This is a genomic window from Massilia sp., assembly GCF_032106685.1.
Classification (GTDB): domain Bacteria; phylum Pseudomonadota; class Gammaproteobacteria; order Burkholderiales; family Burkholderiaceae_D; genus Telluria.
The window spans coordinates 155790-180621 of sequence record NZ_DAMCPG010000003.1 but is presented as its reverse complement, the minus strand read 5'-3'; the positions used below and the strand labels follow the sequence as shown (position 1 = coordinate 180621).

The 24832-nt window shown below is 68.7% G+C and carries 25 protein-coding genes, 1 tRNA gene and 2 pseudogenes; 16 read left to right on the top strand and 12 right to left on the bottom strand.

What is annotated here, in order from left to right; genetic code table 11:
* Window positions 1-216 (bottom strand): annotated as a pseudogene (locus RT688_RS03785) (protein phosphatase); the annotation flags it as partial.
* A gap of 107 nt (window positions 217-323) precedes the next feature.
* Between RT688_RS03785 and RT688_RS03780 the strand changes: the two are divergent.
* A complete protein-coding gene (locus tag RT688_RS03780; RefSeq protein WP_313703508.1) occupies window positions 324-782 on the top strand; it encodes a GNAT family N-acetyltransferase in 459 nt (152 codons plus the stop codon).
* Window positions 783-790: 8 nt separating this feature from the next.
* On the opposite strand, the gene RT688_RS03775 is transcribed toward RT688_RS03780, so the two are convergent.
* The 5 genes from RT688_RS03775 to RT688_RS03755 all read right to left on the bottom strand — a co-directional run bounded on the left by RT688_RS03775 (window position 791) and on the right by RT688_RS03755 (window position 6884).
* Window positions 791-1237, bottom strand: a complete 447-nt coding sequence (locus RT688_RS03775; RefSeq protein ID WP_313703507.1) for an SH3 domain-containing protein — start codon at window positions 1235-1237, stop codon at window positions 791-793.
* Between the two features lie 4 nt (window positions 1238-1241).
* The gene (locus RT688_RS03770; protein ID WP_313703506.1) at window positions 1242-2825 is read right to left on the bottom strand and encodes a hypothetical protein; all 1584 of its coding nucleotides are present in this window, start codon (window positions 2823-2825) and stop codon (window positions 1242-1244) included.
* A gap of 2 nt (window positions 2826-2827) precedes the next feature.
* Complete coding sequence (locus tag RT688_RS03765) at window positions 2828-5179, bottom strand: FtsW/RodA/SpoVE family cell cycle protein (RefSeq protein ID WP_313703534.1); 2352 nt, start codon at window positions 5177-5179, stop codon at window positions 2828-2830.
* Complete coding sequence (locus RT688_RS03760; RefSeq protein WP_313703505.1) at window positions 5179-6168, bottom strand: protein kinase domain-containing protein; 990 nt, start codon at window positions 6166-6168, stop codon at window positions 5179-5181. The genes RT688_RS03765 and RT688_RS03760 overlap by 1 nt, the downstream gene beginning before the upstream one ends.
* A gap of 263 nt (window positions 6169-6431) precedes the next feature.
* Window positions 6432-6884, bottom strand: coding sequence for a glycine zipper domain-containing protein (locus RT688_RS03755; RefSeq protein WP_313703504.1), 453 nt, complete (start codon window positions 6882-6884; stop codon window positions 6432-6434).
* Window positions 6885-7100: 216 nt separating this feature from the next.
* Here RT688_RS03755 and RT688_RS03750 point away from each other — a divergent pair, with 216 nt between their 5' ends.
* From RT688_RS03750 to RT688_RS03740, 3 genes are all read left to right on the top strand, one after another.
* A complete protein-coding gene (locus RT688_RS03750) occupies window positions 7101-8237 on the top strand; it encodes a metallophosphoesterase (protein WP_313703503.1) in 1137 nt (378 codons plus the stop codon).
* Between the two features lie 67 nt (window positions 8238-8304).
* On the top strand, window positions 8305-9756 hold the full coding sequence (locus tag RT688_RS03745; protein WP_313703502.1) for a M20/M25/M40 family metallo-hydrolase: 1452 nt from the start codon (window positions 8305-8307) through the stop codon (window positions 9754-9756).
* Between the two features lie 160 nt (window positions 9757-9916).
* Window positions 9917-10675 carry a type 1 glutamine amidotransferase domain-containing protein gene (locus RT688_RS03740; protein ID WP_313703501.1) on the top strand — a complete coding sequence of 253 codons (759 nt, stop codon included), beginning with the start codon at window positions 9917-9919 and terminating at the stop codon, window positions 10673-10675.
* Window positions 10676-10851: 176 nt separating this feature from the next.
* On the opposite strand, the gene RT688_RS03735 is transcribed toward RT688_RS03740, so the two are convergent.
* A complete protein-coding gene (locus tag RT688_RS03735; RefSeq protein WP_313703500.1) occupies window positions 10852-11223 on the bottom strand; it encodes a DUF1566 domain-containing protein in 372 nt (123 codons plus the stop codon).
* Window positions 11224-11494: 271 nt separating this feature from the next.
* On the opposite strand from RT688_RS03735, the gene RT688_RS03730 reads away from it, so the two are divergent.
* Window positions 11495-11746 (top strand): hypothetical protein, encoded by a 252-nt coding sequence (locus RT688_RS03730; RefSeq protein ID WP_313703499.1) that lies wholly within the window; start codon window positions 11495-11497, stop codon window positions 11744-11746.
* A gap of 123 nt (window positions 11747-11869) precedes the next feature.
* Window positions 11870-12046, top strand: a complete 177-nt coding sequence (locus RT688_RS03725) for a hypothetical protein (RefSeq protein ID WP_313703498.1) — start codon at window positions 11870-11872, stop codon at window positions 12044-12046.
* Between the two features lie 36 nt (window positions 12047-12082).
* Here RT688_RS03725 and RT688_RS03720 read toward each other — a convergent pair whose 3' ends face one another.
* Window positions 12083-12754, bottom strand: a complete 672-nt coding sequence (locus tag RT688_RS03720) for an SOS response-associated peptidase family protein (RefSeq protein WP_313703497.1) — start codon at window positions 12752-12754, stop codon at window positions 12083-12085.
* A 110-nt stretch (window positions 12755-12864) separates the two neighbouring features.
* On the opposite strand from RT688_RS03720, the gene RT688_RS03715 reads away from it, so the two are divergent.
* Both RT688_RS03715 and RT688_RS03710 read left to right on the top strand, forming a co-directional pair.
* Window positions 12865-13272, top strand: coding sequence for a hypothetical protein (locus RT688_RS03715; protein ID WP_313703496.1), 408 nt, complete (start codon window positions 12865-12867; stop codon window positions 13270-13272).
* A 10-nt stretch (window positions 13273-13282) separates the two neighbouring features.
* Entirely contained in the window at window positions 13283-13480 is a 198-nt protein-coding gene (locus RT688_RS03710; RefSeq protein WP_313703495.1) for a hypothetical protein, read from the top strand.
* A 5-nt stretch (window positions 13481-13485) separates the two neighbouring features.
* Here RT688_RS03710 and RT688_RS03705 read toward each other — a convergent pair whose 3' ends face one another.
* From RT688_RS03705 to RT688_RS03695, 3 genes are all read right to left on the bottom strand, one after another.
* A complete protein-coding gene (locus tag RT688_RS03705) occupies window positions 13486-14520 on the bottom strand; it encodes a GNAT family N-acetyltransferase (protein ID WP_313703494.1) in 1035 nt (344 codons plus the stop codon).
* 261 nt (window positions 14521-14781) lie between these two features.
* A complete protein-coding gene (locus RT688_RS03700) occupies window positions 14782-15273 on the bottom strand; it encodes a hypothetical protein (protein WP_313703493.1) in 492 nt (163 codons plus the stop codon).
* A gap of 143 nt (window positions 15274-15416) precedes the next feature.
* Window positions 15417-15503, bottom strand: a tRNA-Leu gene (locus RT688_RS03695).
* A 162-nt stretch (window positions 15504-15665) separates the two neighbouring features.
* On the opposite strand from RT688_RS03695, the gene RT688_RS03690 reads away from it, so the two are divergent.
* From RT688_RS03690 to RT688_RS03655, 8 genes are all read left to right on the top strand, one after another.
* A complete protein-coding gene (locus RT688_RS03690) occupies window positions 15666-16454 on the top strand; it encodes a hypothetical protein (RefSeq protein WP_313703492.1) in 789 nt (262 codons plus the stop codon).
* Window positions 16455-16509: 55 nt separating this feature from the next.
* A complete protein-coding gene (locus RT688_RS03685; protein ID WP_313703491.1) occupies window positions 16510-18744 on the top strand; it encodes a penicillin acylase family protein in 2235 nt (744 codons plus the stop codon).
* Between the two features lie 39 nt (window positions 18745-18783).
* Window positions 18784-19347, top strand: a complete 564-nt coding sequence (locus RT688_RS03680) for a sugar O-acetyltransferase (RefSeq protein ID WP_313703490.1) — start codon at window positions 18784-18786, stop codon at window positions 19345-19347.
* A 156-nt stretch (window positions 19348-19503) separates the two neighbouring features.
* The gene (locus tag RT688_RS03675) at window positions 19504-20127 is read left to right on the top strand and encodes a PEP-CTERM sorting domain-containing protein (RefSeq protein WP_313703489.1); all 624 of its coding nucleotides are present in this window, start codon (window positions 19504-19506) and stop codon (window positions 20125-20127) included.
* A gap of 165 nt (window positions 20128-20292) precedes the next feature.
* The gene (locus RT688_RS03670) at window positions 20293-20844 is read left to right on the top strand and encodes a thymidine kinase (RefSeq protein WP_313703488.1); all 552 of its coding nucleotides are present in this window, start codon (window positions 20293-20295) and stop codon (window positions 20842-20844) included.
* Window positions 20845-20857: 13 nt separating this feature from the next.
* Window positions 20858-21406, top strand: a complete 549-nt coding sequence (locus tag RT688_RS03665) for a hypothetical protein (RefSeq protein WP_313703487.1) — start codon at window positions 20858-20860, stop codon at window positions 21404-21406.
* A 186-nt stretch (window positions 21407-21592) separates the two neighbouring features.
* The gene (locus tag RT688_RS03660; protein WP_313703486.1) at window positions 21593-23830 is read left to right on the top strand and encodes a carboxy terminal-processing peptidase; all 2238 of its coding nucleotides are present in this window, start codon (window positions 21593-21595) and stop codon (window positions 23828-23830) included.
* A 351-nt stretch (window positions 23831-24181) separates the two neighbouring features.
* On the top strand, window positions 24182-24496 hold the full coding sequence (locus RT688_RS03655) for a PEP-CTERM sorting domain-containing protein (protein WP_313703485.1): 315 nt from the start codon (window positions 24182-24184) through the stop codon (window positions 24494-24496).
* Between the two features lie 72 nt (window positions 24497-24568).
* On the opposite strand, the pseudogene RT688_RS03650 reads toward RT688_RS03655, so the two are convergent.
* Window positions 24569-24781: pseudogene (locus RT688_RS03650) on the bottom strand (IS1595 family transposase); the annotation flags it as partial.
* Window positions 24782-24832 lie beyond the last annotated feature (51 nt).

Below are 24832 nucleotides of genomic sequence, written 5' to 3'. Positions count from 1 at the left end.
GCCGTCGAGGACGGCCAGGCGCACGTGACCGGGCGGCCAGCCGGCGACCTGCATGCGCCGCGGCGCGCCGTCGGCCAGCCAGGCGCCATTGCCGAGCGCGTCGACGAGGACGCAGTTGTCCTGGTTCTCGGCGCGCAGCAGCATCGACGGCCCGGCGCCGATGCTGCTGCGCGCCGCGACGTCGAGGGCGGGGCCGAAATCGAGTCCGTCGAACATGCCGCGTGTCCCGTCCAGGCAAAAGGGTTGATCGAGTGGCCGCGAGGCCCGCTGGAAGCTGTTCATGGTATGGTATGTTCAGGCTTTGGCATAGCCCCGCACCCGTCATGCTGATCCGACCGCTCGAAGAAGCCGATCTCCCTGCCTGCGCCCGCCTGCTGCGCGATTCCGCCAGCGAATTCATCGTCCACGAATCCACGCCCGAGGGGGCCGCGAGCTTCCTGCGCGAGAACGACGAAGCGGGGCTGCGCGCCTACGTTCGGAGCGGCCATGTCTACCACGTGGCGCAGGACGGGGCGGCGCTGGCCGGCTTCATCGCGGTGCGCGCCGACAGCCACCTGTTCCACCTGTTCGTCGACAAGCGCTGGCATGGCCAGGGTCTGGCGCGCCGGCTGTGGAACGTCGCGCGGCGCGCGGCGATCGTGCGCGGCGGTTCCGGCACGTTCACGGTTAATTCGTCGAACTACGCGGTGCCGGTCTACGAATCCTTCGGCTTCGTGCGCACCGCGCCGACGCAGTGCGTGAAGGGCTTGTACTTCAACCCGATGCGCTATACGCCGATGTAGGCCGCGCATCAGCGTCCCGGCTCGTCCGCGCGGCGCAGCCACAGGCTGCTGGCCCAGCCCGCGTGGACCGCGCCGCCGCGCTCGGCCCTGACCTCCCACCAGTCGCCGTCCTGGGCGCCGGTCGCGGTGACGACGGCGCCGGCCGGCAGCACCGCCAGGCGCGCGGCGTCGACGCCGGCGCCCGCGCGCAGGTTCAGGGCGTCGGCCACGCGGTAACTGCCACCCGCGCGCGGGGCGTCCTGGTGAAGCGCTGCCTGCGGCGGCGGCGCGCTGGCGGGCGGCCCCGCGATCCACCAGCATGCCGTGCCGATGGCGCCGGTGCCGGCCACCAGCACCGCGAGGGCGCGCGCGTTCGGCCGGCGCCACCAGGCGCGCGGCGTCAGCCAGGCCGCCAGCGCCAGCGTCAGCACGAGTGCGGCGCCGTAGCAGGCGAAAGCGCTCAACGCGGCGGGCATGCGCTCAGGCCTCGATCCGCAGCACGTAATGGCCGGCGACCAGGTGGTGCCCGGCCGGGACCAGGTACGGCGTCTCGGCCGTGGCGCCGTCGAGCGCCGCGACGAAGGCGAAGCGCTCGTCGAGGTGGTACAGGGCCTGGGTCGGCGACAGACGCGCCACGCGCCAGCCTTCAGGCCCGGCCTCGAAGCTGAACGCATTGCGCGACAGGCCGAGCCGGTCGGGGCTGCCGGCATCGACGCCGTCGGCGCCGCTCAGGCTGGCGGCCTCGAACACGCGCAAGGCGGCCAGCGCCGGCGTGCCGCGCCCGAACGCGATGCGCGCCCCACCCGGCACCGGCAGCGCCGGCGCCTGCGGCAGGCAGACCAGCGCGCTGTAGCGGTCCGCCAGCGCGGGTGCGGGCGCCAGCACGCGCAACTCGACGCCGTCCAGCGGCGCGAAGCGGTTCGGCACGGCGATGCGCTGGCGGCCGCCGGCGCCCACCGCGTAGACCTCGTCGGCCTCGTCGACCGCGAAGCCGATCAGGCTCTCGCCGGCCGGGGCGCCGACCACGAACTGGTGGTCGAGGCCGAACTCGAGCAGGCGGGCGCCGGTCTCGCGGTAGCGGCTCATGCGCGGCAGGGCCAGCGCGGCCAGGGCCACGCGCTGGCGCGCCACCGGCGCGAAGGTTGCCTCGCCCGCGGCCTGGGGGCGGGCGCGCGACAGGGCCGGCGTGGCGGTCAGCTCGGCGTCGTCCAGGGTGCGGGTGCGCGATTTCCAGACAGCCGGGGCCCGCCCCGGCGCCGGGGCGGCGCCGCTCTGGTGCGGCGGCGTGGCCGGCGTCGGCGCCGGTGCGAAATGCTGTGCGGGCATCGCCGCGGCGCCCTGGCGCGCGATCCTCAGCAGCAGGCGCGCGCTGCCGCCCGTGGCATCGCCGCGCCGGGCGCGGATCGCGTAGTAGCCGCCAGCGGCGTCGAAGCTGCACTCGAAGGCGTCCTTCGGCCGCACCTGCACTTCCACCGGCGCGTCCGGGCCGTCGTTGATCAGGAGGATGGCGCCGTCCAGCGCGAAGGGCCAGCCCGGCACGGCATGGGTGCTGCTGGCCGCGTCGTGGCCGAGGACGGTGAGGCGCTGGCCCGGATAGACCGGGCACACGGTTTCCCAGATGGCGCTGTCGCGCGACACGCTCACCGAGTACAGCACCTGTTCGCCAGGCGCCGGCAGGTAGAGCGCGTGGCCGAACTTGACTTCGACCTGACCCGGCTCGAGCTGCTCGGAACCGATCACGTGGTAGCGCACCTCGTCGGCGCCGAGCAGGTCGCCGAAGTCCTTCTGGTGCAGCGACTGCAGGGTCTGCGCCAGGTCGCGCACCCGTGCGCCGCGGGTCAGGTGGCGGTCGTCGTCGACCTCGTCCTGGGGCAGCACCAGGGTCACGTGCGAGAAACAGCGGGTAGCGGCGCGCCCGCGCTGCTCGCGCGGCGCGCGCTCGAGCAGGTCGCGCAGCAGCGGGCGGCGCGCGAACAGCGCCAGGCCGGGCGCCTGCCACAGCGCTTCGGCATTGAAGACATCGCTCACCTTGCCTAGGGATTCGTGTTGGACGTAGACCGGCATGATTAACTCTCCTCTAAAGATTGGGCATCCGCGGCGCCGAACGCTAGCAGGGGGAAGATGAAAAACAGGAGGTGCGAGCCGCCCGCCGACAGGAAGCTCATCGGCTGGCCCATGATCGGGAAGAACGCGAGGTTCGTGCCCCAGGACAGCAGGAAGTGGCCGGCCACGAAGGCCGCGCCGCCGCACAGCACGAAGCAGCGCAGGCGGGCGCGCCAGGCGTGGCGGAAGTCGCGCGCCGCGCCGGCCGCACTCCAGGCGCGCAGCGCCATGTGCAGCAGGGCGCACAGGAACAATGCCTGCAGCGCCCACAGGACCAGGGCCGCGGCCAGGCCGTGGCGGTTCAGGAAGAACGAGGGCGCGAAGTCGTCCTGGACCGCCGGAATCGCCAGCGCATCGAGCGCGCCTTGCCCCGGCGCGGCCAGGCCGAACACGCCGTCGGCGCCCAGCCAGCCGCCCTGGGCGATCGCGCGCGCGCCCAGCAGCAGTTGCTGGCCGGTGTGCGGATGGGTGCCTGGGTCGAGCCAGACCAGGAAGCGCTCGCCGTAGAAGTTCCAGTGCGCGATGTCGGCGGGGCTCGCGCCGCGCAGCAGGGCGATGGCGGCCACCGCGCCGCAGCCGAGCAGCAGCAGGGCCATGCTGGCGCCGCGGCGCCGCGCGGCCAGCGACCAGGCCAGCAGCATGCCCGTGCCCCAGACCAGCAGCAGGATCAGGGGCGAATAATCGTCGACCTGGACCAGCGCCACCGCCAGCATCAGCACGAACAGCAGCGCCGGCGATGCCAGGCGCAGCCAGCGCAGCAGGGCGCCCTGGCGGGATTCGACGTGCCTGTCGCCCGAGCCCAGGCCGAGGGCGATGCAGTGCGCCGCGAGCAGGGTCAGCGCGAGCTTGGCGAATTCCACCGGCTGCAGGTCGAACACGCCGGCCTCGTTGCCCCAGCCGACCTGGGCCAGCAGGGCCAGCACCGCGCAGCCGGCCAGGGCGAGCAGCAGCCACTCGACCCTGGCCTGCGCGATCGGGCGCCCGCGGTACAGGCAAGCCAGGCCCGCCAGGCCCAGACCGAGCGTGGTGGCGGCCGCGGTCTTCTGGAAGTGGCGCATCCAGGAGGTGTCGGCGGCGGCCGCGCCCAGCTCCAGCTGCAGCAGCAGGCCGGCGGCCAGCAGCAGCACGCCGCTGGCCAGCACGGCGTTCGGCCGGCGCGGGGCGAGGGCATGCCAGAGCGCGGCCCAGGCTGGCAACAGGGTCCAGAAGGCGCCGGGCGCCTGGCCGGCCCGCTGGAACACCAGCATCGCCAGCCCGAGCAGGGCGAGCGCGACGCCCGCGCCCAGGCGCGCCGCCAGCCGCGGCCGGCGCCGGTACGCCATGCTCCAGGCGGCGAACGAGGCGAGCAGGCCGCAGCACAGCGCGATGCCGGCCGCCCACGGCAGCCAGGCGGGAAGCTGCCAGGCGCGGCGCGCTTCCCACATCCAGTGCACGCCCTCGGGCAGGTCGGCGCGCGCCTCGGGCAACAGGGTCACGCGGCTGACCGGGCGCAGGCGCAGCAGCCCGCCTTCGACCGCAACCAGCAGCCGGGTGCGGCCGACCGTCAGGGCGTCCGCGCCGTCGAGCGCCTGCTCGCGCAGCGCCAGGTCGACGGGTATGCCGTCGAATTCGGCCAGCAGCGGCGCGCGCTCGGCGCCGGTGGCTGCGCGCAGGACCGGCATGCCGCCCTGGAAGTCGATCTCGGCGCTGCCGGGCGCGATGTCGGGGTTGCCGATCGTGGTTGCGCAGGACAGGTTGCCGCCGAAGCGCAAGGGACGCTGGAAGCCGAACGACGCCGGCATCCAGCGGTTCCAGAGGCCTGCCAGCCGGGCGCCCAGCGAGGCCTGCGGGCAGGCCGCCTGCGCCACGCCGTCGCGGCGCAGGACGGCGCCGTCGTAGTCCCAGCGCTGCCGGCCGTCGCTGAAACGCAGTGCGCCGCCACCGGCCAGCTGCACGGTGTAGGCCGCGGCGCCGAGGGTGAAGCGCTGGCCCGGTTGCAGCGCCAGCGCGCCGCTGCGGCTGCGCTCTCCCAGGCGCTCGACGCCGAAGCCCTGCGCGCCGCCGGCGCTGGCGATCCACCAGCGCCCGGCGCTGTCGCGGCGCAGGCGCAGGTGGCGCGGATCGGCCTGGGGCGCGGCCAGTTCCGCGCGGCCCAGTTCGATGGCGGCGCCGGGCGCCAGCCTGACGGTGATCGCGGCGGGACTGAAGGCCGGCGGCATGCGCAGCAGGGTCAGTGCCTGCAGCGCGCACAGGGGCAGCAGCGCGGCGGCGGCCAGCGTGGACATGCCGAAGCGTCCGACGTTGCCGAGGCCGCCGATATCGACGGCGCGGCCCATCACGCGGCCCTCCGCGCCGCCACCGTATCGCCCTGGGCGGCGGCGACCAGGCGGCTGATCTCGAGCGCGTGGCGCGGGCGGTCCTGGGGACGCGCGGCCAGCAGGGCGCGCAGCAGGACCAGCGCCGCCGCCGGGCGGCCGGGGCGGTCTTCAGCGCGCGCGCAGTCCAGGAAATGCGCGGCCTCGTCCTCGGCCAGCAGCGGCGGCAGGGCGCCGTTCCAGGCCTCGCGCAGCCGGGCGCCGGCCTGGGCGCCGTGCTCGCGGTAGGCCTGGGCGCAGGCGCCGTGGTAGCGCAGCGTGGCGCCGTCGGTGACCAGGTAGAACAGAATCGCGCCCAGCGCGAAGTAGTCGCTGCGCGCGTCGGTCAGGTAGCCGGCGGGTTCGCCCGCGGATTCGAGGGGAAAGAATTGTTCCGGCGCCTGCCAGCTGGCGGTGCCGAGATAGGAGTGCAGGCCGGCGTCGACCAGGCTGCGGTTGGTGCCGAAGTCGGCCAGCTTGAGGGTGCCGGCGCCGGCATCGACCAGCAGGTTGCCGGGCTTCAGGTCGAGGTAGCGCCAGCCGTGCTGGTGGACCTTGGCCAGGGCCGCGTTGACCTGGCCCAGCCAGGCGAGCGCGCAGGCCAGGCCGATGCGGCGGCCGGCGCCGTGTTCCCGCGCCATGTGGCTGGCCAGGTCGCCGTCGAGCAGTTCGAGCGCCAGCGCCGGCAGTCCCTCGTGCTCGCCATGGTCGAGCAGGCGCACGATGTGGCGCGCATCCCAGGGGGCGAGGCTGGAGAGGAAGGCGATCTCGCGCGCCGCGCATTCGCGCCAGCGCATGCGCACATCGAGCGGGGCGCGCTCCATTTGCGCGCGGTTGACCAGCTTGAGCGCAACCGCGCCGCCGGCCGCGCCCTCGGCGCGCCAGACCAGGCCATAGGCCGAGCCGGCCAGCTGCTCGCGCAGCCGGTACTGGCCGTGCGCGAGTGTCACGATGTCGCCGCTGTCGTACATGCATTCCTCCGTCGAGGCGGCGGACGCCGCCGCCCAGGCCTAGCGGAGGGAGGGGGAAAGCAGGGTGGGCGGCGCTTTCCGCCCACGCGGGGATCGTTGAAGACCGGTCAGCCGGGTGCCTTCCCGTCGAGCCGAGGCAAGGGCGCCGAGCAGTTACATGCCGGGTAGTATCGCAGCGGGCTGCACCGCTTACCGCAGGGCCGAAAAAAAGCCGCGTCGACGACGCGGCTTGTTGGCGTGTGGACTGCGGGATGCAGCCCGAATCAGCGGCGATAGCCGTCGCGGTCCCAGCCGCGGCCGCCGCGGTCACGGTCCCAGTCGCGCCGGTCGTGGCCACGGTCCCAGCCACGGTCGTGGTGGCGGTGACGCGGTTCGACGTAGACCACTTCCGGCTGGCGGTAGTAGCGCGGCGCTTCGTAGTAAACCGGACGCGGCTGGGCGTACACCGGAGCCGGGCCGTAGTGGACCGAGCCGTAGCCGCGGCCACGGTTGTCGTAATAGCCACGACGGTCGTCGCGGGTGCTGAGCGAGTTGCCGACCGCCGCGCCGAGCACGCCGCCGACCAGGGCGCCGGTGCCGCCGCCCGCACTGCCGCCAATTGCTGCGCCGAGCACCGCGCCGACCGCCGTATTGGTGCCGCGGTCGCCAGCGAATGCCGAGGGCGAGACGGCAACCGCGGCCAGGATCACCGCACCAAAGCATTTTTTGTTCAACATGGCTTTTCCTTTTTCCCTGGCATGGATCGACATGATCGCAATGAGGCCGGGCATGGACTCACTATAGTCGCGCCCGCCGGGCTTCTCATCGACTAATACAGACTTTTACAAGTCGTGCTGGTCCCGTAACATTCTTGTGACAAGGCGCGTGCCTGGCCTTGCAGACCGCCGCGCCCGCCCCATCTAAGCCAGGTCTTGTCTACTCGTCACCACCTTATGTCAGCTGCTCGCCGCAATCTGTTCACCGTCCTGGCCCTGCTCATCCTCCTGCACGTCTACATCGGGGCGCGCCTGATGCCCGACATGGGGCTCGGTTGGGGCGGAGTGCTGGCGGGCATCGCGCTGCTGGCGTTGTCGACGGTATTGGTGCCGCTCGGGCTGCTCTCGTCCTCGCTGCGGCGGCGCCGCTGGCCGGAACGGCTGGCCTGGCTGGGCCTGCTGGCGATGGGACTGTTCTCCTCGCTGGTCGTGCTGACCTTCCTGCGCGACATCGTCCTGCTCGCGCTGCGGCTGGCCGGCTTCGCCGACCCTGGTTTCAGCCACTGGAGCGCGGTCGGGGTGCCGCTGCTGGCCTTCGCGGTCACGCTGGTCGGCTTCGTCAATGCGCGCCGCCTGGCCCGGGTGAAGAAGGTCGACGTGCCGATCGCCGGCCTGCCGGAAGAGCTGCACGGCTATTCGATCGCACAGATCTCGGACATCCACGTCGGCCCGACCATCCGCCGGCCCTACCTGAACGCCATCGTCAACCGCGTGAATGCCCTGAAGGCCGATGCGATCGCGGTCACCGGCGACCTGGTCGACGGCAGCGTTCAGCGCCTGGCTCTGCATACCGAGCCGCTGGCGCGGCTGTCGGCGCCGGACGGCACGTTTTTTGTCACCGGCAACCACGAGTATTACTCGGGCGCCGAGGAGTGGATCGCCGAGCTGCGCCGCCTCGGCCTGACCGTGCTGCTGAACCAGCACGTGGTGCGCGAGCGCGGCAAGGCGAAGCTGATGATCGCCGGCGTGCCCGACTTCACCGCCCACCATTTTGTGCCCAGCCACCGCAGCGATCCGCAGCTGGCCGCCGCCGGCGCGCAGGAGGTCGACGTCAGGATCCTGCTGGCGCACCAGCCGCGCAGCGCGCCCGCCGCCGCCGAGGCCGGCTTCGACCTGCAATTGTCGGGCCATACCCACGGCGGGCAGTTCTTCCCATGGAATTTGTTCGTGCCGCTGCAGCAGCCTTTCGTCGCCGGCCTGCACCGGGTGCGCGCGCTGTGGGTCTACACCAGCCGCGGCACCGGCTACTGGGGACCGCCGAAGCGCTTCGGCGCGCCGTCCGAAATCACCCTGGTGCGCCTGGTCCCCGCGTAAAGACAGCGAAATCCGGCCACATGCGCTAACCTGCGGGTCTCGAAAACTTGACCGAAGGAATTAACGCATGAAGCGCCGCATCCGCATTCGCATTCCCGCCCTCGGCCTGCTGGCCGCGCCTCTGCTGACTGCGTTGTTCAGCGCCTCGGCCCAAGCCGCCAGCCCCGGCAACGACCCCGCCGCCCTGGCCAGGATCCGCGATACCGCGATGGCGAGCGACTACGCGTGGGAACGCACGGCGGACATGACCGACCTGATCGGCCCGCGCCTGTCGGGCTCGGCGGGCGCGGCGGCGGCCGTCACCCAGGTCGCCGACGCCATGCGCAAGCTCGGCGCGAAGGTGACCCTGCAGCCGGTCAAGGTGCCGCACTGGGTGCGCGGCGAGGAAAAGGGCGAGCTGGTCGAGTACCGCGGAAGGCCGGCCGGCATCACCCAGCGCGTGGTGCTCAGCGCGCTCGGCGGCTCGGGCGCGACCCCGGCCGATGGGTTGAAGGCCGAGGTGATCGTGGTCTCCAGCTTCGACGAACTGAAACAGCGCGCGGCCGAGGTCAAGGGCCGCATCGTGCTGTTCGACGTGCCCTTCGACCAGCACATGGCCGAGCGGGGGCTTGCCGGCCAGGCCTACGGCCAGGGTTCGACCTACCGCGTGAACGGTCCGCGCCTGGCGGCCGAGCTGGGCGCGGCGGCGGCGCTGGTGCGCTCGGTGGGCGGCGCCAACTACCGCCTGCCGCACACCGGCAACTCCGGCCTGCAGGACGGCGCGCGCATCCCGGCGGCGGCCGTCACGGTCGAGGACGCGATGCTGATGAGCCGCCTGGCCAAGCGCGGCCCCCTGGGCATGCGCCTGGTGCTGACGCCGCAGATCCTGCCCGACGCCGACAGCTACAACGTGATCGCCGACCTGCCGGGCACCGACAAGCCGGAGGAGGTCGTGATCGTCTCCGGCCACCTCGATTCCTGGGACCTGGCGACCGGCGCCCACGACGACGCGGCCGGCGTGGCCAGCGCGATGGCGGTGTTCGACACCCTGAAGAAACTCGACTACCGGCCGCGCCGCACGATCCGCATGATCGCCTGGATGAACGAGGAAAACGGCACCCGCGGGGCGCGCGCCTACCTCGACGCCCAGCAGGCGAACGCCGGCAAGCACATCGGCGCGATCGAGAGCGACAACGGGGCAGGGCGTCCGTTCGGCCTGCGCGCCAGCGTGCCGGCCAACTCGGCCAGGCTGTTCGCGCCGCTGCAGGCGGCCCTGCAGCCAATCGGCGCCGGCGTATTCCAGCGCCAGGACGCGCTCGCGACCGGCGACTTGTCGGGCCTGGAGCGCGCCGGCGTGCCGAGCTTCGCGCCGCTGCTCGACACCTCGACCTATTTCGACTACCACCACACCGCCGCCGACACCCTGGACAAGGTCGATCCCGACAACCTGCGCCGCCACGTCGCCGTGATGACGGCGACCGCCTGGTTCCTGGCCAACGTCGAGGAGCCGGTCGGCCGCGCCAACGTGCCGGCGAAGTAGGCGCCGCAGCGCGCCGCGAGGCGGACCGCCCGGTCGCGCCTGACGGCTTTTTTCGCTGGCGCAACAGCGAATGCTGCGCCGCGGCGCGCGCTCCGGACCGTACGCGGCCAATCCGGCCGTTCAGGTAGACTCCCCCGCACATATCTCAACGGAGGACACCATGACTGGACGGAAGAAACTGATTGGACAGCGTATCGCCGTGCTTGCCGCGGACGGCTTCGAGAAGGTGGAATTGACGGCGCCGGTGGCGGCGCTGCGTGCGGCGGGCGCCGAGGTGGACATCATCTCCCTGAAATCGGGCAAGATCCGCGGCATGAACCTGCACCAGCCGGCCGACCTGATCCCGGTCGACTGGACCGTGGGCGAAGTGAGCGCGCGTGACTACGACGGCCTGCTGATCCCGGGCGGCTTCATGAATCCCGATGCGCTGCGCCAATCGAGCGAGGCCCGCGATTTCGTGCGCGCCTTCGACCTGCTCGACAAGCCGATCGCCACGCTCTGCCACGGCCCCTGGGTACTGGCGTCCGCCGGCCTGCTGTCGGGCCGCACGCTGACCTCGTGGCCGGGCGTGCGCGACGACATGGTGCATGCCGGCGCGACCTGGCTCGACCAGGAGGTGGTGCGCGACGGCAACCTGGTGACCAGCCGCGGCCCACAGGACATGGTGCCCTTCGTGCGCGAAATGGTGCAGCTGTATGCCGGCGGCCCGGCCAGCAACGGCGCGCTGCGCCGCCGCCATTCCGATCCGCAGCGCGAAAGCCCGAGCGCCGTCACCGGCGCCGCCATGCGCTGGATGCCGCGTTCTCCGATCGGCGCGGCCCTGGGCCTGGCGCTGCTGGGGGCGGGCATGCTGGCCGTCACCCGTGCCAATAACGGCGGACGCATCTCGGCGACCGAGGAACGCGGGGCGTCGGAATAAATTGGCAAGCAGGCCGGCGTCGTCGATGGCGACGCAGGGCAAGACAGTGAAGGGCAGTGACGGGCACGGACGAATTATCCGTCCGTGCCCGTCAGCGCCCGTGTCACCCGGGTAAGGGTGCCGGCCCGGCTGTTCCAGTCGGTCGCGCCGGCCAGTCCTGCCGGCCGGAAAGGCGCCTATTCGATCAGCACCCGCCGGACGGCCCGCGCGTGGCCGCGGAAGGGCCGTCCGTAGACCGTCTGGATGCCGCTTGCGAAGTTTTCGCCCCAGACCAGCTGGGAACGCGTTTCGTGCGGCTCGGACGACCAGTACCATTCGCGGGCGAATTGCTCGCGCAGGTTGGCGAACAGCAGCGACAGCTCGCGCCGGTTCGGCAGTTCCCCGCCTTGCGAGCCCGCCCAGTCGAGCGCGCCCGGCCAGCTGACGTCGCCCACGTCGCCGGGAAGCAGGATCAGGTGATGGTCGGGTTGCCCATCCTTGCCGAGGATAAGCCCGGCATAGTGCTCGCCTTCCTTCAACGTCTCTCGTAATTGCATATAGATGCCCATCGTGTCCTCGTGCGTCGGTGTGTGCGGCCATGTATGACACCGGCCTCGTCGCTTTAGTTGCCGCCCTGGACACGACTTGGATCAGACCTTTGTGCGATGGCAGAGGAATCGAAGCCGGTATGTCCTTGATGTGCAAGAGAATTTTCTTTGGCTGAAAGCTATGGATGAGCAACAAACCGCCGAAAAAGGCAGCTTTCCCACAGAAGCGTTGATCTGGCGCAGACGGGTTCCAGCCGTGTATTGATTTGACAAGCTGTTCGTGTAGAATCAGATGTTTCTTGTGGTCGGTGTCCCGCTTTTCGCGGCGCGCCGATGGTGGTTCGAATACGGTACAGGCATGTCACGCTTCCAGCACGATCAGTCGTTCAATCTGGCGTCCCGGCACACGGCGGCGCCTTTCCGCGTCGCTTTCCGCGCCGCGCGCCGCGCTGTCTCCCATCTTCGTCCCCAGCACACGCGCACCGGCATCCCGGCCAGCGCGGCCTGTGCCCGCATTTCCGAGCATCTCGCCCGGCTTGGTTGAGCTCGGCCGACAGCTTGCTGTCGTACGCCGAGCATGCCCAACCTCCCGCCACCGGCCGATGCGGCCGGCATTTACAAGCTCAGGCAGTTCTTACCGAAAAGGCCGCCAATGGATATCGTAGAGATGAACACGGAACAGAAATCGCAAGCAACCAACCTCAAGCCCGACACCACGTCGCGCCGCCCACGCCGCCGCATTGCGCGGCAACTGGTCGAACGCGGACAACGCCTGCGCAACCGCGCCGGCGTGCTCATCGGCGTGTCGCTGGGCTTGCTGGCCCTGGTCAGCGCCCTCGAATAAGGGCTGAGCAGGCAGTCCCCGGTCCCGCACCTGGCGCTATTCCGGCAGCGGAAGCGCCATCTGCGGGCTGTTGACGCCGGCGCGGTTGACGGCCGGCGTCACCTTGAACCACTCGAAAGCGTCCGGTGGCAGGGCCGCGTTGCGCGCCAGTTCCACCGCGGCCTCGGGCGAAAGCGCCGGGTCCAGCCACAGCGCCGCGTCGGCGGCATCGAGCACGACCGGACGCCGGTCGTGGATGTCGAGCATGCCTTCGGCGGCATCGTCGGTCACCAGCACGAAACCGGCTTCGGCCCGGTTCTCGGTGAAGCTGCCGAAATTCGCCAGCGCCAGCATGAACAAGGGCGCGCGGTCCTTGCGGTGGATGTGCCAGGGCTGCCGTTTGCCCTTTTCCCCAGTCCATTCGTACCAGCCTTCGGCCGGCACCAGCGCCCGCCCGTTCTTGAGCAGGCGGCTCCAGTAGCGGTTGGTCAGCTTGTCGAGGCGGGCATTGATGGCGATTGGTATCTTCCCTTCCGCCCATTTCGCGCGGTAACTCCAGAACACGTCGTCGATACGGCGCTCGCCGTCCTGCAGGTGCATGACGGGTCGGTAGCTGCCGGGCGACACGTTGTAGGCCGGGGTCGATTCGCTGTCGTACACCGCGTCGGCCCAGCCGAAGACGCTCGCGTAGTAGCGTGCAGTTTGGCTTTGGTCAAATCGTCCACACATGGGGAAATGGTACTGCAAAACCGGCAGCTGCACGATTGCGGTCGATCCGGTCCGTTCGGCCCGGCTGCAAGGTGCTATCCTGCGCGTGAATAAATATTGGAGGAAATAACATGGCCGTAGCCTGGCTGAAAGTATTAAAGGCGGTTCCGTGGAGCGACGTGATCGCGGCGGCGCCGCAGGTGGCAAACGGCGCGCGCAAACTGTGGGACACGGTCGGGCGCAAGCAGGGCGCGCCGGGGGCGATGGGCGAGGAGGCGATCATGCCGGCCCAGGCCATGGGCGACGACGGCGTCGCGCTGCTGGCGGCGCACATCGAACAGCAGGACGTGGCGATCGCCCAGATGCACAACCAGCTGCGCGAGGCCTCGAAGCTGATCACCGAGCTGGCCGACCAGAACGCCCAGCTGATCGCGAAAATGGAAGCGGCGCGCGGCCGCCTGCAGGTGGTCGGCGTGATCGCGGCGGCCGGCCTGGTGGTGTCCTTCGTATCGCTGGTGCTGGTCCTGGCCCGCACATGAAGGACGATCGATGAAGTTTGTCCTGATTTTCTTTTTCCTGTTTATCTTCGTGTCGATGCTGCTCAACTCGGGCCGCAAGCGCGGCATGCTGGGCGAGGACGCGAACAAGGCGGTGGCCAGCCTGGCCACCGCGATGCGCTGGTTCCTGTACGGCCTGCTGGTGCTGGGCGCCGCCGTCTGCGGCATCCTGATCTACCAGGGCGCCTGAAGCGTTCAGGCGGACAGGAGCTTGCGTTTTTGTCCGGCAGGCCGCACCTGCGCGTCCATGCGATCGAGCAGCCAGTGCAATTCATCGACCACGCGCCGCCGTGACTGGGCCGGACCGCGGCGGTAGAAGAGCTGGTTGCAATCCCCGCCCGCGCCACGGATGTCCAGGTCGGCAAAGCCCATCTTTTCCAGTCCGCGCCGCGAGCGTCCGTTGTAGTCGAAGCACTTGGCGTAGCAGCAGCGCAGCCCGTAGGCCCGGCGCGCCAGCGACAGCAGCAGGGCGCCGGCGCGCGGACCGAAGCCGCGCCCCTGGAAGTCGCGGCCCAGCCAATAATAGAAAAAGCCCACGTCGCGGTGGATCGCCAGGCTGACGCAGCCGATGAAACCCCATTCGCGGTGCAGCACCGCATGCGGCAGGCGGGCGCCGGCGCGCCAGACATCGGCCAGCCAATAATGCCAGTCGAGTTCGTCGCCGAAGGCCGGCAGGCAGCACAGGGCGGCGATTGCCGGGTCATCGTACTGCCAGATGAAGTCGCGCGCGTGATGGTGGGCCAGCGGTTCCAGCGTGAGGTTCTCGTCGCCCCACCTACACTGGCCGGCGGACGGGAAGCGCGCGCGCCAGTCGCGCCAGGACTGCAGTTCCTCGGCCAGGCGCGCATGGCGCGCTTCGGCCGGCTCGCGCACCTGCAGCTTGCGCGCCAGGTCGAGCGCGCGGTCGGCCTTGCCGAGTGCGCGGCAGGCGTCGATCAGGTGCAGGGTTGCTCCGGTGTCGAGCTTGTCCATGCCCTGCAGGCGCACGGCGGCCGCCTCGGCCAGGGGCCAGTCGCGCCAGTGGGCGCTTAGTGCCAGCAGCGCGCGCAGGTCGGCGGGTGGCAGTTGCTCGCCGTGCTCCGACCAGTGTACGTGCAACAGTTCGATCAACGCGGTGCGCTGCGCCGGTTCGGGCGTCGCGCCATGGGCCAGGTCGCGCGGCAGGACAGCAGTCAGGGACGCCGTTGCGGCACCCGCGCAGGTATCGAACAGCCCGGCCAGCTCGCTCATCCCTTCGCCTCCTTTCGCCGGCGCCTGCCGGACATTGCGAAGAGGAAATAATAACTGCGTTGCAGCGTGTGCGACTGCGCCTACGTAAAGACAGGAAGAAATTTACCAAAAATTTATTCTTGCGGGCCTTGAGACCGGGCGCACCGCCCATACGATAAGAAATGTCTCCAACTCAGACCAACTGAGCGTTTGCCGCTGTCGCGTGATGTGACAGCGGCATTTTTTTTATTGGCATGCTGGATCGCGTGGTACCTGCGTGGCCTAGCGCTCGCCGCTGAGGTCGACGCGATCGCGGCCGAACCGCATCGTGACCTTGCGGTAGCCCGTGAGGTCGATCATCGGCTGGCCTGCCGGGTCGATGTAGTCGGCATAGCCGACGACGGCGACCGCTCCATGCGGCGCCGGGGGCGATATTCGCATGTTCAGATCCGGTACAAGTTCGTAGTACCAGGACCGGATGGAGCCGCCGGGATAAGCGTCGGGAGGCCGCGGCTGGAACCATTCGGCGCTGGTCCTGGGTAGCCGCGCCAGCGCTGCCTGGTCGAAGACGTAGACAAGCTCGAATGCGAAGGGGGAGTGCTGGTTGGCGTCGACCGCCACGATCACGTCGATGTCGAGTGGGTCGGACATGCGCGGCGTTGAACAAGCCGCCAGCAGCGCACACGCGAGGAGCGACAAGGAACGGGCGATGGTCAAGGCCGGGGAAAATGGCTTGGGGCGGACGATCGGTTCGACGGCGCTATTGCTTGGCATGAGACAGGCCTCTTCAGGAGATGCGCCATCGTAGCCGATGCGGGCCCTGGCAAAGCTCTCGAATTATCACGTCCAGGCTGGAGTCGCCGTGGGCGCCGGCGTGCCGCGGCGTGCAGGGCCGCGCAGGAAGCGGCAGGGGAAGGTGGTGCCCGGAGCCGGGATCGAACCGGCACGCCATTGCTGGCACGGGATTTTAAGTCCCGGGTGTCTACCAGTTTCACCATCCGGGCAGAGCGCAGGATTCTAGCACAAGGCCGGCCCCTTAGGGTCAGTCTGGCAACATTTTGCGGCATCGAGGCCCTGCAAGAGCCGGCCATCTTTGGCTCAGCCATCGAATAGTCTAGAATGCACCCGGCGCCATGACGGCGCAGCAAGAAGTGCAAGGACCTACATTGAACATCACCATACACGACGATCTGCGGGCCTTCGTCGACCCGCTGACCGACATCGAATACGCCGCGCTGGAGCGCAGCCTGCTCGCCGAAGGCTGCCGCGACGCGCTGGTGCTGTGGGGCGACGTCCTCATCGACGGCCACAACCGCTACGAGATCTGCCGCAAGCACGGCATCGAATTCCGCACCGTCCAGAACGACAAGTTCTCGTCCATCGAGGACGTCATGCTCTGGATGATCGACAACCACCTGGCGCGCCGCAGCGTGTCCGACTTCCAGCGCGGCCTGCTGGCCCTGCGCAAGAAGGAAATCGTCACCGCGCGCATGGCCCAGAAGATGGCCGAGGAGCCGCCCGCGCCGACGCCGGACGACATGGACTCGCGTCCGCCGCCGCCCTGGAACACGCGCGAGGAGGTGGCCAAGGCGGCGCGCGTGTCGAGCAATACGATCAGCCAGATCGAGCGGATCCAGAAGGCGGCCGCGCCGCAACTGGTCGAGGCCGTGCGCGCCGGCACCATCTCGCTGAGCGCCGCGGCGAATGTCGCCCAGCTGCCGCAGGAAGCCCAGATCGCGGCTGTCGCCGGCGGCAAGAAGGAACTGCAGCAGGCCGCGCGCCAGGTGCGCGAGCAGAAGATGGCGGCCAAGCCGCGCAAGCAGGGCCCGGACGGCGAGCCGGTCGACGAGAAGGCGGCGCTGAAGGCCGAGATCGCGTCGCTCAAGGACCGCATGGCGACCCTGTTGACCGAGAACGAGATCCTCAAGCAGAAGCTGGCCAACGCCGGCCTGTAGACAGACGCATCGCAAGAACATCGCAACGAAGACAGACAACAACAAGGAGACCCGCATGATCCTGTCCCGCCTCGCCGCACCGGTCCTGGCCCTGGCCCTGGCCCTGTCCGGCGCCGCCTTCGCGGCCGCCGGCCCAACCGCCGTGGCGGCGACCGGCGCACCGGTCGTGGCCAAGACAGCTCCAGAGCTTGCCCGCTGGCAGGAGACGGCCGGGCGCGTGACGATCATGCGCGACAAGTGGGGCATTCCCCACGTGTTCGGCAAGAGCGATGCCGATGCGGTGTTCGGGATGATCTATGCCCAGGCCGAGGACGACTTCAACCGCGTCGAACTGAACTACATCAACGCGATGGGGCGCCTGGCCGAGGTCGAGGGCGAGAAGGAGATCTGGCGCGACCTGCGCATGAAGCTCTATATCCAGCCCGCCGACCTGCAGGCCAAGTACGCGGCGAGCCCGGCCTGGCTGAAGGAACTGATGGTCGCCTTCGCCGACGGCCTGAACTTCTACCTGCACACCCATCCGGACGTCAAACCGAAGCTGATCACGCGCTTCGAGCCGTGGATGGCGCTGTCCTTCAGCGAGGGCAGCATCGGCGGCGACATCGAGTCGATCGACCTGAAGGAACTCGAAGCCTTCTACGGCAAGCGCCCGCAAGCCACGCTGGCGGACCGGCGCAACGCACTGGACGCGGAGCCGCGCGGCTCGAACGGCTTCGCGATCGCGCCGAAGCTGACCAAGGCCGGTTATCCGCTCCTGATGATCAACCCGCACACCTCGTTCTATTTCCGGCCCGAGATCCACATGGCCAGCGAGGAGGGCCTGAACGCCTATGGCGCCGTGACCTGGGGCCAGTTCTTCATCTACCAGGGCTTCAACGAGCGCGCCGGCTGGATGCATACCTCGGGCGGCGGCGACGTCATCGACGAGTACCTGGAAACGGTGGTCGAACGGGGTGGCAAGTTCTTCTACAAGTACGGCAAGGAAGAGCGCGCGCTGCGCGCCGTGCCGATCACGTTGCCTTACAAGACCGCCGACGGCAAGCGCGCCAGCCGCGCCATGACCGTTTATTTCAGCCACCACGGCCCGATCGTGCGCGGCGAGAACGGCAAATGGGTGGCGGTGAAGATGATGGACGAGCCGGTCAAGGCGCTTACCCAGTCGTACACGCGCACCAAGGCGAAGAACTACGACGCCTTTTATCAGGCGATGCAACTGCGCACGAATTCCTCGAACAACACCGTGTATGCCGACGCCGACGGCAACATCGCCTATTTCCACGGCAATTTCATTCCGAAGCGCGACCCGCGTTTCGACTGGAGCAAGCCTGTCGACGGCAGCGACCCGGCCACCGAATGGCAGGGCCTGCACGAGATCAAGGACACGATCACGCTGTTCAATCCGGCCAGCGGCTACATCTCGAACACGAACAACTGGCCGTTCAGCGCCGCGGGCGCGGACAGCCCCAGGCGCAAGGATTATCCGGACTACATGTGGTCGCTGCCGGAAAACGCGCGCGGCGTGCATGCCGAGCGGGTGCTGAAGGGCGCCAGGGATTTCACCATCGACAGCCTGATCGCGGCCTCGTACGACAGTTACCTGACCGCTTTCGAGCCGCTGGTGCCGCAACTGGCGAAGGATTACGACGCCTTGCCGGCGGGCGATGCGCGCAAGGCGGCGCTGGCAAGCCAGGTCGCGACGCTGCGCGGCTGGGACCTGCGCTTTGCCACGGGCTCGGTGCCGACTTCGCTGGCGGTGTACTGGGGCCAGGAGATGGTCGCCCATGCCGCCCCCAAAGCGCGCGCGGCCGGGGTGCCTTCGGTCGATTACATCACCACCAGCCTGACGCCTGAGGAGCGGCTGGCCGCGCTGCAGCGCGCATCGGACAAGCTGGCGCGGGACTTCGGCAGCTGGCAGACGCCGTGGGGCGAGATCAACCGCTTCCAGCGCATCAGCGGCGACGTCGACCAGCAGTACGACGACAGCAAGCCGAGCTATCCGGTGGCCTTCACCTCGGCGCACTGGGGCTCGCTGGCCTCGTTCGGCATGGTGGCCAAGCAAAAGACGAAACGCATCTACGGCGACCGCGGCAACAGCTTCGTCGCCGCCGTCGAGTTCGGCCCGAAGGTGCGCGCGAAAAGCATCCTGGCCGGCGGCCAGAGCGGCAACCCGGCGTCGCCGCACTTCGCCGACCAGGCCGCGATGTACAGCCGCGGCGAGTTCAAGGACGTGTTGTTCTACAAGGAAGACATCGAGAAAGCCCTGGAGCGCAAATACCATCCGGGCCAATAAGGGGCAAACAAGATGCCGGCGAGCGGCAAAGGAGCGGCGATGGCGCGCAGCGAGAAAGACAAGATGCTGGCCGGGGAGCCATATCACCCGGAGGCGCCCGAGCTGCTGGCCGAGCTGGCGGCCTGCGCGGCCTGGCTGGCGCGCTACAACGCGGCCCTCGGCAGGCCCGGGGAGTGGCATGACCTGCTCGGCGAGCGCCTGGGGACGGTGGGTGAGGGCGCCATCGTGCGTCCGCCCTTCCATTGCGACTATGGCTTCCAGATCCAGCTCGGCGCTCGTGTCTTCATCAACTACAACTGCGTGATCCTCGACACCGCGCCCGTGACCATCGGCGACGACACCCGCATCGGGCCGGCGGTGCAGATCTATGCCGCCGACCATCCGCGCGATCCGCAACTGCGCCGCAGCGGCGTCGAAAGCGGCAAACCGGTGACCATCGGCGCCAACGTCTGGATCGGCGGCGGCGCCATCATCCTGCCGGGCGTGCGCATCGGCGACGATGCGATCGTCGGGGCCGGCAGCGTCGTCGTGCGCGACGTGCCGGACGGCGCGACCGTGGCGGGCAACCCGGCGCGTATCATTGCTCATCGGCAGCAGGACTGAGGCGGATCCAAGCTTCGCTCAGCAACCTGGCGCACAACTGAGCAATATCAAACTGTCAAAATAACAACGTTATTCGGATTGCCACAATTGCGGGGATGCGTTGTACTGGCCGCGGCAGAGCGCCGACCCTCTCATCCCTTCGCAAGGAGCGCAACCATGAAACGCCACCCATTTCCCCTGAAAAGCCTCGCCGCCGCCGTGCTGCTGTGCGTGGCATCGGGTGCCCAGGCCCAGATCGACGTCTATACCGACCGCACCGCCTTCCTGGCGGCCGTCGGCGGCTATGGCGTCGACACCTACGACGACCTGGCTGTCCAGCTCTACGAGAGCCCATTCGCACGCAGCGCCGGCAGCTATGGCTACACGGCGTCGGCGGATAGCGGGCTCTACGGTGCCGGCAGCGGCGGCGACGGCTGGCTGACGCCGAACGTCGACAACGAAGCCATCATCTTCTCGAATTTTGCTCCCGGCATCGTCGGTTTCGGCGGATATTTCTTCGGTTCCGATATCAACGGCGCCTTCGTACCGAACGGAACCCTGCAGTTCACGGCGACGGACGGCAGCACCCTCGACTACACCCTGACCGGCGCGACCACCACCAGCTTCGTCGGTTTCGTGTCGAGCTCGCCGCTGGCCTCGGTCAGCCTGATTTCCGGCGGCGACTACTGGGCCACCGCCAACGACGTGACGCTGGCCATGCCCATTCCCGAACCGGAAACCTACGCCATGATGATGCTGGGCCTGGGCGTGGTCGGCTGGATGCGCCGGCGCCGCGGCTGAGCCGCGTCCGCGGGAAGACGGACGGACCGAGCGATCCATGCCGTGGCGCCACGCGCCGCGGCGTGGCGAGCCGCGCCTTTTTCTACGCCGCGGACCGCTGGCGCCGCCACATGCCCCCTTGCTATAATTGCCGCCACTTCAAAATCCGGGCATGCAGGCAGGGCTGTGGCTAAACTCTATTTCAGGTATTCGGCGATGAACGCCGGCAAATCGACGGCGCTGCTGCAGGTGGCTCACAACTATGAAGAGCAGGGCCAGCAGGTCGCGCTCTACACCGCCGCCATCGACGACCGCTACGGCGTCGGCCTGATCACCTCGCGCCTGGGGCCGCAGCGCCAGGTCGACGTGTTCGACAAGAACACCGACTTCCTCGCCGAAGCGCCCAGCGTGGGCTGCGTGCTGGTCGACGAAGCCCAGTTCCTCAGCACCGCCCAGGTGCAGCAACTGCACCAGCTGGCGCAGGTGCGCGGCGTGCCGGTGATCTGCTACGGCCTGCGCAGCGATTTCCGCGGCGCGCCGTTCCCGGGCTCGGCCTACCTGCTGGCGCTGGCCGACGACATCGAGGAAATCAAGAACATCTGCACCTGCGGCAAGAAGGCGACGATGAACATCCGCGTCGACGACGCGGGGCGCCGCATCAAGGAAGGCGAGCAGGTCAGCATCGGCGGCAACGAAAGCTACCGCCAGGCTTGCGGCCGCTGCTTCTACGCCGGCTGAGAAGACCCGCCCCATGAGCCTGCCGCACGCCTGCGCCGCGGTCGCGCCGGCCTTCCTGTGCGGCCAGGGCGACATCCTGCTCTACCTGCTGCCTTCGCTGGCGCTGGCCTTCCTGTTCTGGATGCTCTCCAGCGCCCATCCGGGCTTCTTCGTGCTGACCGCGGCCGGCACCCTGTGCCATGAGCTGGCCCACTTCGGCGTCGGCCTCCTGACCAACGCCGAGCCGGTCGGCCTGAACCTGATCCCGCGCCGCAAGGGGCGCGTCTGGGAACTCGGCTCGGTCACCTTCGCCAACCTGCGCTGGTACAACGCCGCCCCGGCCGCGCTGGCGCCGCTGCTGGTGCTGCTGGTGCCGCTGACGGTGGCCGCCTGGCGCACCCGGCCGGGCTGGCACTTCGAACCGCTCGACCTGCTGCTGGCGGTCTTCCTCGCACCGCAATTCCTCTCGTTCTGGCCGTCGCCGGTGGACTGGCGCCTGGCCGTGCGCTCCTGGCCTTGGCTGCTGGTGCTGGCGGTCAGCGCCGGCGTGCATGGCTGGCAGGCGGGAATGTTCAAGATGTGAGCTTGTCGTCCTCGCACTGGACAAGCTGGCCAGCACCGCTTAAGCCAACCTTAAACATGCCGTGCCTGTCCTCGTCCGGCTCTGCATCCTTGCGCTATCCTGTAGAATGGTCTGTACGCCCCGGATACCGGCGGTACCCGCGTGCGTCGCGGCAGACACCACAGTACACGTTCGGAGAACGCATAAATGAAGAAGCAGATGTTGATGATTGCGCTGGCTTTCGCCATGTCCACGCATGCGGTGACCGCACAGCCCGAGAAAGTCGCCTCCACCCAGATGAAGCCGGTCGCGGCCCAGACCCAGGCCGCGCTCTGGGCTTCGCGCGTGCTGGCGCGCTACCACTACAAGGCGATGCCGCTGGACGACGCGATGTCGGAGAAAATCTTCGACAACTACTTCGAGTCGCTCGACAGCGAGAAGCTGTACTTCACCCAGGCCGACATCGACCGCTTCGCGCCGATGCGCACCAAGTTCGACGACGCGATCAACAACGAGGACCTGACGGGCGCGTTCCAGATCTACAACCTGTACCAGCAGCGTTTCAACGACCGCATGGCCTATGCGCGCAACCTGCTCAAGACCAAGTTCGACTTCACCGTCGACGAGACCCTGCAGCTGGACCGCGAAAAGGCGCCCTGGGCCAAGAACGAGGACGAAGTGCGCGACCTCTGGCGCAAGCGCGTGAAGAACGACTGGCTGCGCCTGAAGCTGGCCGGCAAGGACGAGAAGGCGATCCGCGAAACGCTCGACAAGCGCTACGCGGGCTATGTCTCGCGCCTGCAAAAGCTGAACAACGAAGACGTGTTCCAGATGTTCATGAACGCCTACGCCACCGCGATCGAGCCGCACACCAACTACCTCGGCCCGCGCTCGGCCGACAACTTCGACATCGCCATGCGCCTGTCGCTGGAAGGCATCGGCGCCGTGCTGCAGACGCGCGACGACTACACCATCATCCGCGAGATCGTGCCGGGCAGCCCGGCCGACAAGTCGGGCAAGCTGAAGGTCGGCGACCGCGTGGTCGGCGTGGCCCAGGGCAATGGCCCGTTCACCGACGTGCTCGGCTGGCGTATCGACGACGTGGTGCAGCTGATCCGTGGCGAGAAGGGCTCGACCGTCCGCCTGGACGTGATCCCTGGCGACGGCGGCGTCGACGCCAAGCACGTCACCGTGTCGATGGTGCGCAAGAAGATCAGCATGGAAGAGCAGGCCGCCAAGAAATCGATCATCGAGGTCAAGGACAACGGCGTCACGCGCCGCATCGGCGTGATCTCGTTGCCGACCTTCTACCAGGACTTCGAGGCGCGCCGCAAGGGCGACAAGGAGTTCAAGAGCGCAACCCGCGACGTCGAGCGCATCCTGGGCGAACTGAAGAAGGACCGTGTCGACAACGTGCTGATCGACCTGCGCAACAACGGCGGCGGCTCGCTGGTCGAGGCGGTCGAGCTGACCGGCCTGTTCATCGACAAGGGGCCGGTGGTGCAGCAGCGCACCGCGGAAGGCCGCGTCGAAGTCGAGTCCGACACCAAGCCGGGCCTGGCCTGGGATGGCCCGATGGGCGTCCTGATCAACCGCGGCTCGGCCTCGGCGTCCGAGATCTTCGCCGCCGCGATCCAGGACTATGGCCGCGGCCTCGTGATCGGCGAACCGAGCTTCGGCAAGGGCACGGTGCAGACCCTGCTCGACCTGGACCGCTTCTCGCAGTCCGAGAAAGTGCGCTATGGCGAGCTGAAGATGACGATCGCCCAGTTCTTCCGCATCAACGGCGGCACCACCCAGCTGCGCGGCGTGACGCCCGACATCAAGCTGCCGGTGCTGTCGGATGCCGACAATTTCGGCGAATCCTCGTTCGGCAATGCGCTGCCCTGGGTCTCGATCAAGCCGGCCACCTACGTCCCGCTGGGGAACCTGAAGGAACTGGTCGAGCCGCTGCAGAAGCGCCACGAAGCCCGTATCGCCAAGGACAAGGACTTCATCGACCTGCGCGAGGACATCGCCGAAGTCATGCGTATTCGCAAGGAAAACGCGATCTCGCTGAACGAGGCGGTGCGCCGCAAGGAACGCGATGCCCAGGACGCGCGCGCCAAGGCACGCGAGGCGCGCCTGGCCGGCGCCAAGGACACGAACGGGGACGAGCCGGCCGCGGCGCCGGGCGGCAAGGAAGCGCGCAGCAAGGTGCCGACCCCGACCAAACCGGTGAAGACCGTGGTCGCCGCGCGCAACAGCCCGCAGCAGGACGACGGCCTGCAGGCGGACGAGCGCGCGCTGTCGGCCGAGCTGGCCGCCGAGAAGGCCGCCAAGGATGCCAAGGACGTGCTGTTGCAGGAAGCCGCCCACATCCTGGCCGACGAAGCCGGCATGCTCAAGACCGACACCCGCATGGCCTCGCGCGTGATGCCTTACATGGGCGCGGCCAAGCCCTAAGCACTGCGACGGTGGCAAGGGGGCAAACCTCCGCCAGCCGCCGTTTCGGAAAGAGATGCACGAAGAGAGCTTCCAATCGGAAGCTCTTTTTTTTGAGCGGGAGGGCGCCCACCAGGTCATAGCACCCGGGTTCCGGCGTGTTGACAAACGTGTCCGGCATGGCGTTGAAACGTGCGATAGCGAACATTCCAAAAGGAAAGAAATTCCAATAGGAAAGCTTCTTGTAGGAAGCTTTCTTTCCTTTTGGAATTGAATTCAATTGGAACAAGCCTTTTTTATGGTTGTGATAGCATGAACTTGCTGTTGACATATTTATCACAGTTAAGCCACTCTCATTAAGAAGGAGCAATCATGTCAGTACGTCACCTCGTCATTGCCGCCCTGCTCGTCACCGCCGGTGCAGCACAAGCACAAACCGCCCGCGTCCATCCGGGCACCCTGACCGGCTGGGCTGTCACCGGCGTCGCCGGCGTCGCCGCATCGAGCAGCACCGCTGGCCCGGGCACCGCTGTGCAGGCTCCGGCTCCGGCCGTGATCCCGCCGGTCGCCGCTACCCCGGGCGCCACCGCTCCGGAAGCTGCCGAAGTTCCTGAGCCATCGAGCATTGCCCTGCTGCTGGCTGGCGCAATGGGCGTTGGCGCACTGCGTCGCCGTCGCGCGAAGTAATACAGCGTTCTGCCCTCGGGGTGGCGTGGTCCGAAACGGCCTGCCACCCTTTTTTATGGGGCGCTGTCATCGCTACGTGTTGAACATGCCCAGCGCCGCTCGCAGGAAACGTTCCGGCGACTCGACACGCCGGCCATCGAGCGCCCAGCGCCAGCCGAGATAATTTGGCAAATAGCGCGAGGCCACGCCGTGGAAGCGCGCCAGCCATTCACGAAAACGCCGGTGGTAGCCGTTCGCGTTCTGCACGTGGACCGCGCCGCGCACCCGCACGCCGGCGCGCAGCCGGTCGAGGCCGAGCGCGGGGCCTAGGCGCTCCAGCAATTGGCGCCGCTGCCC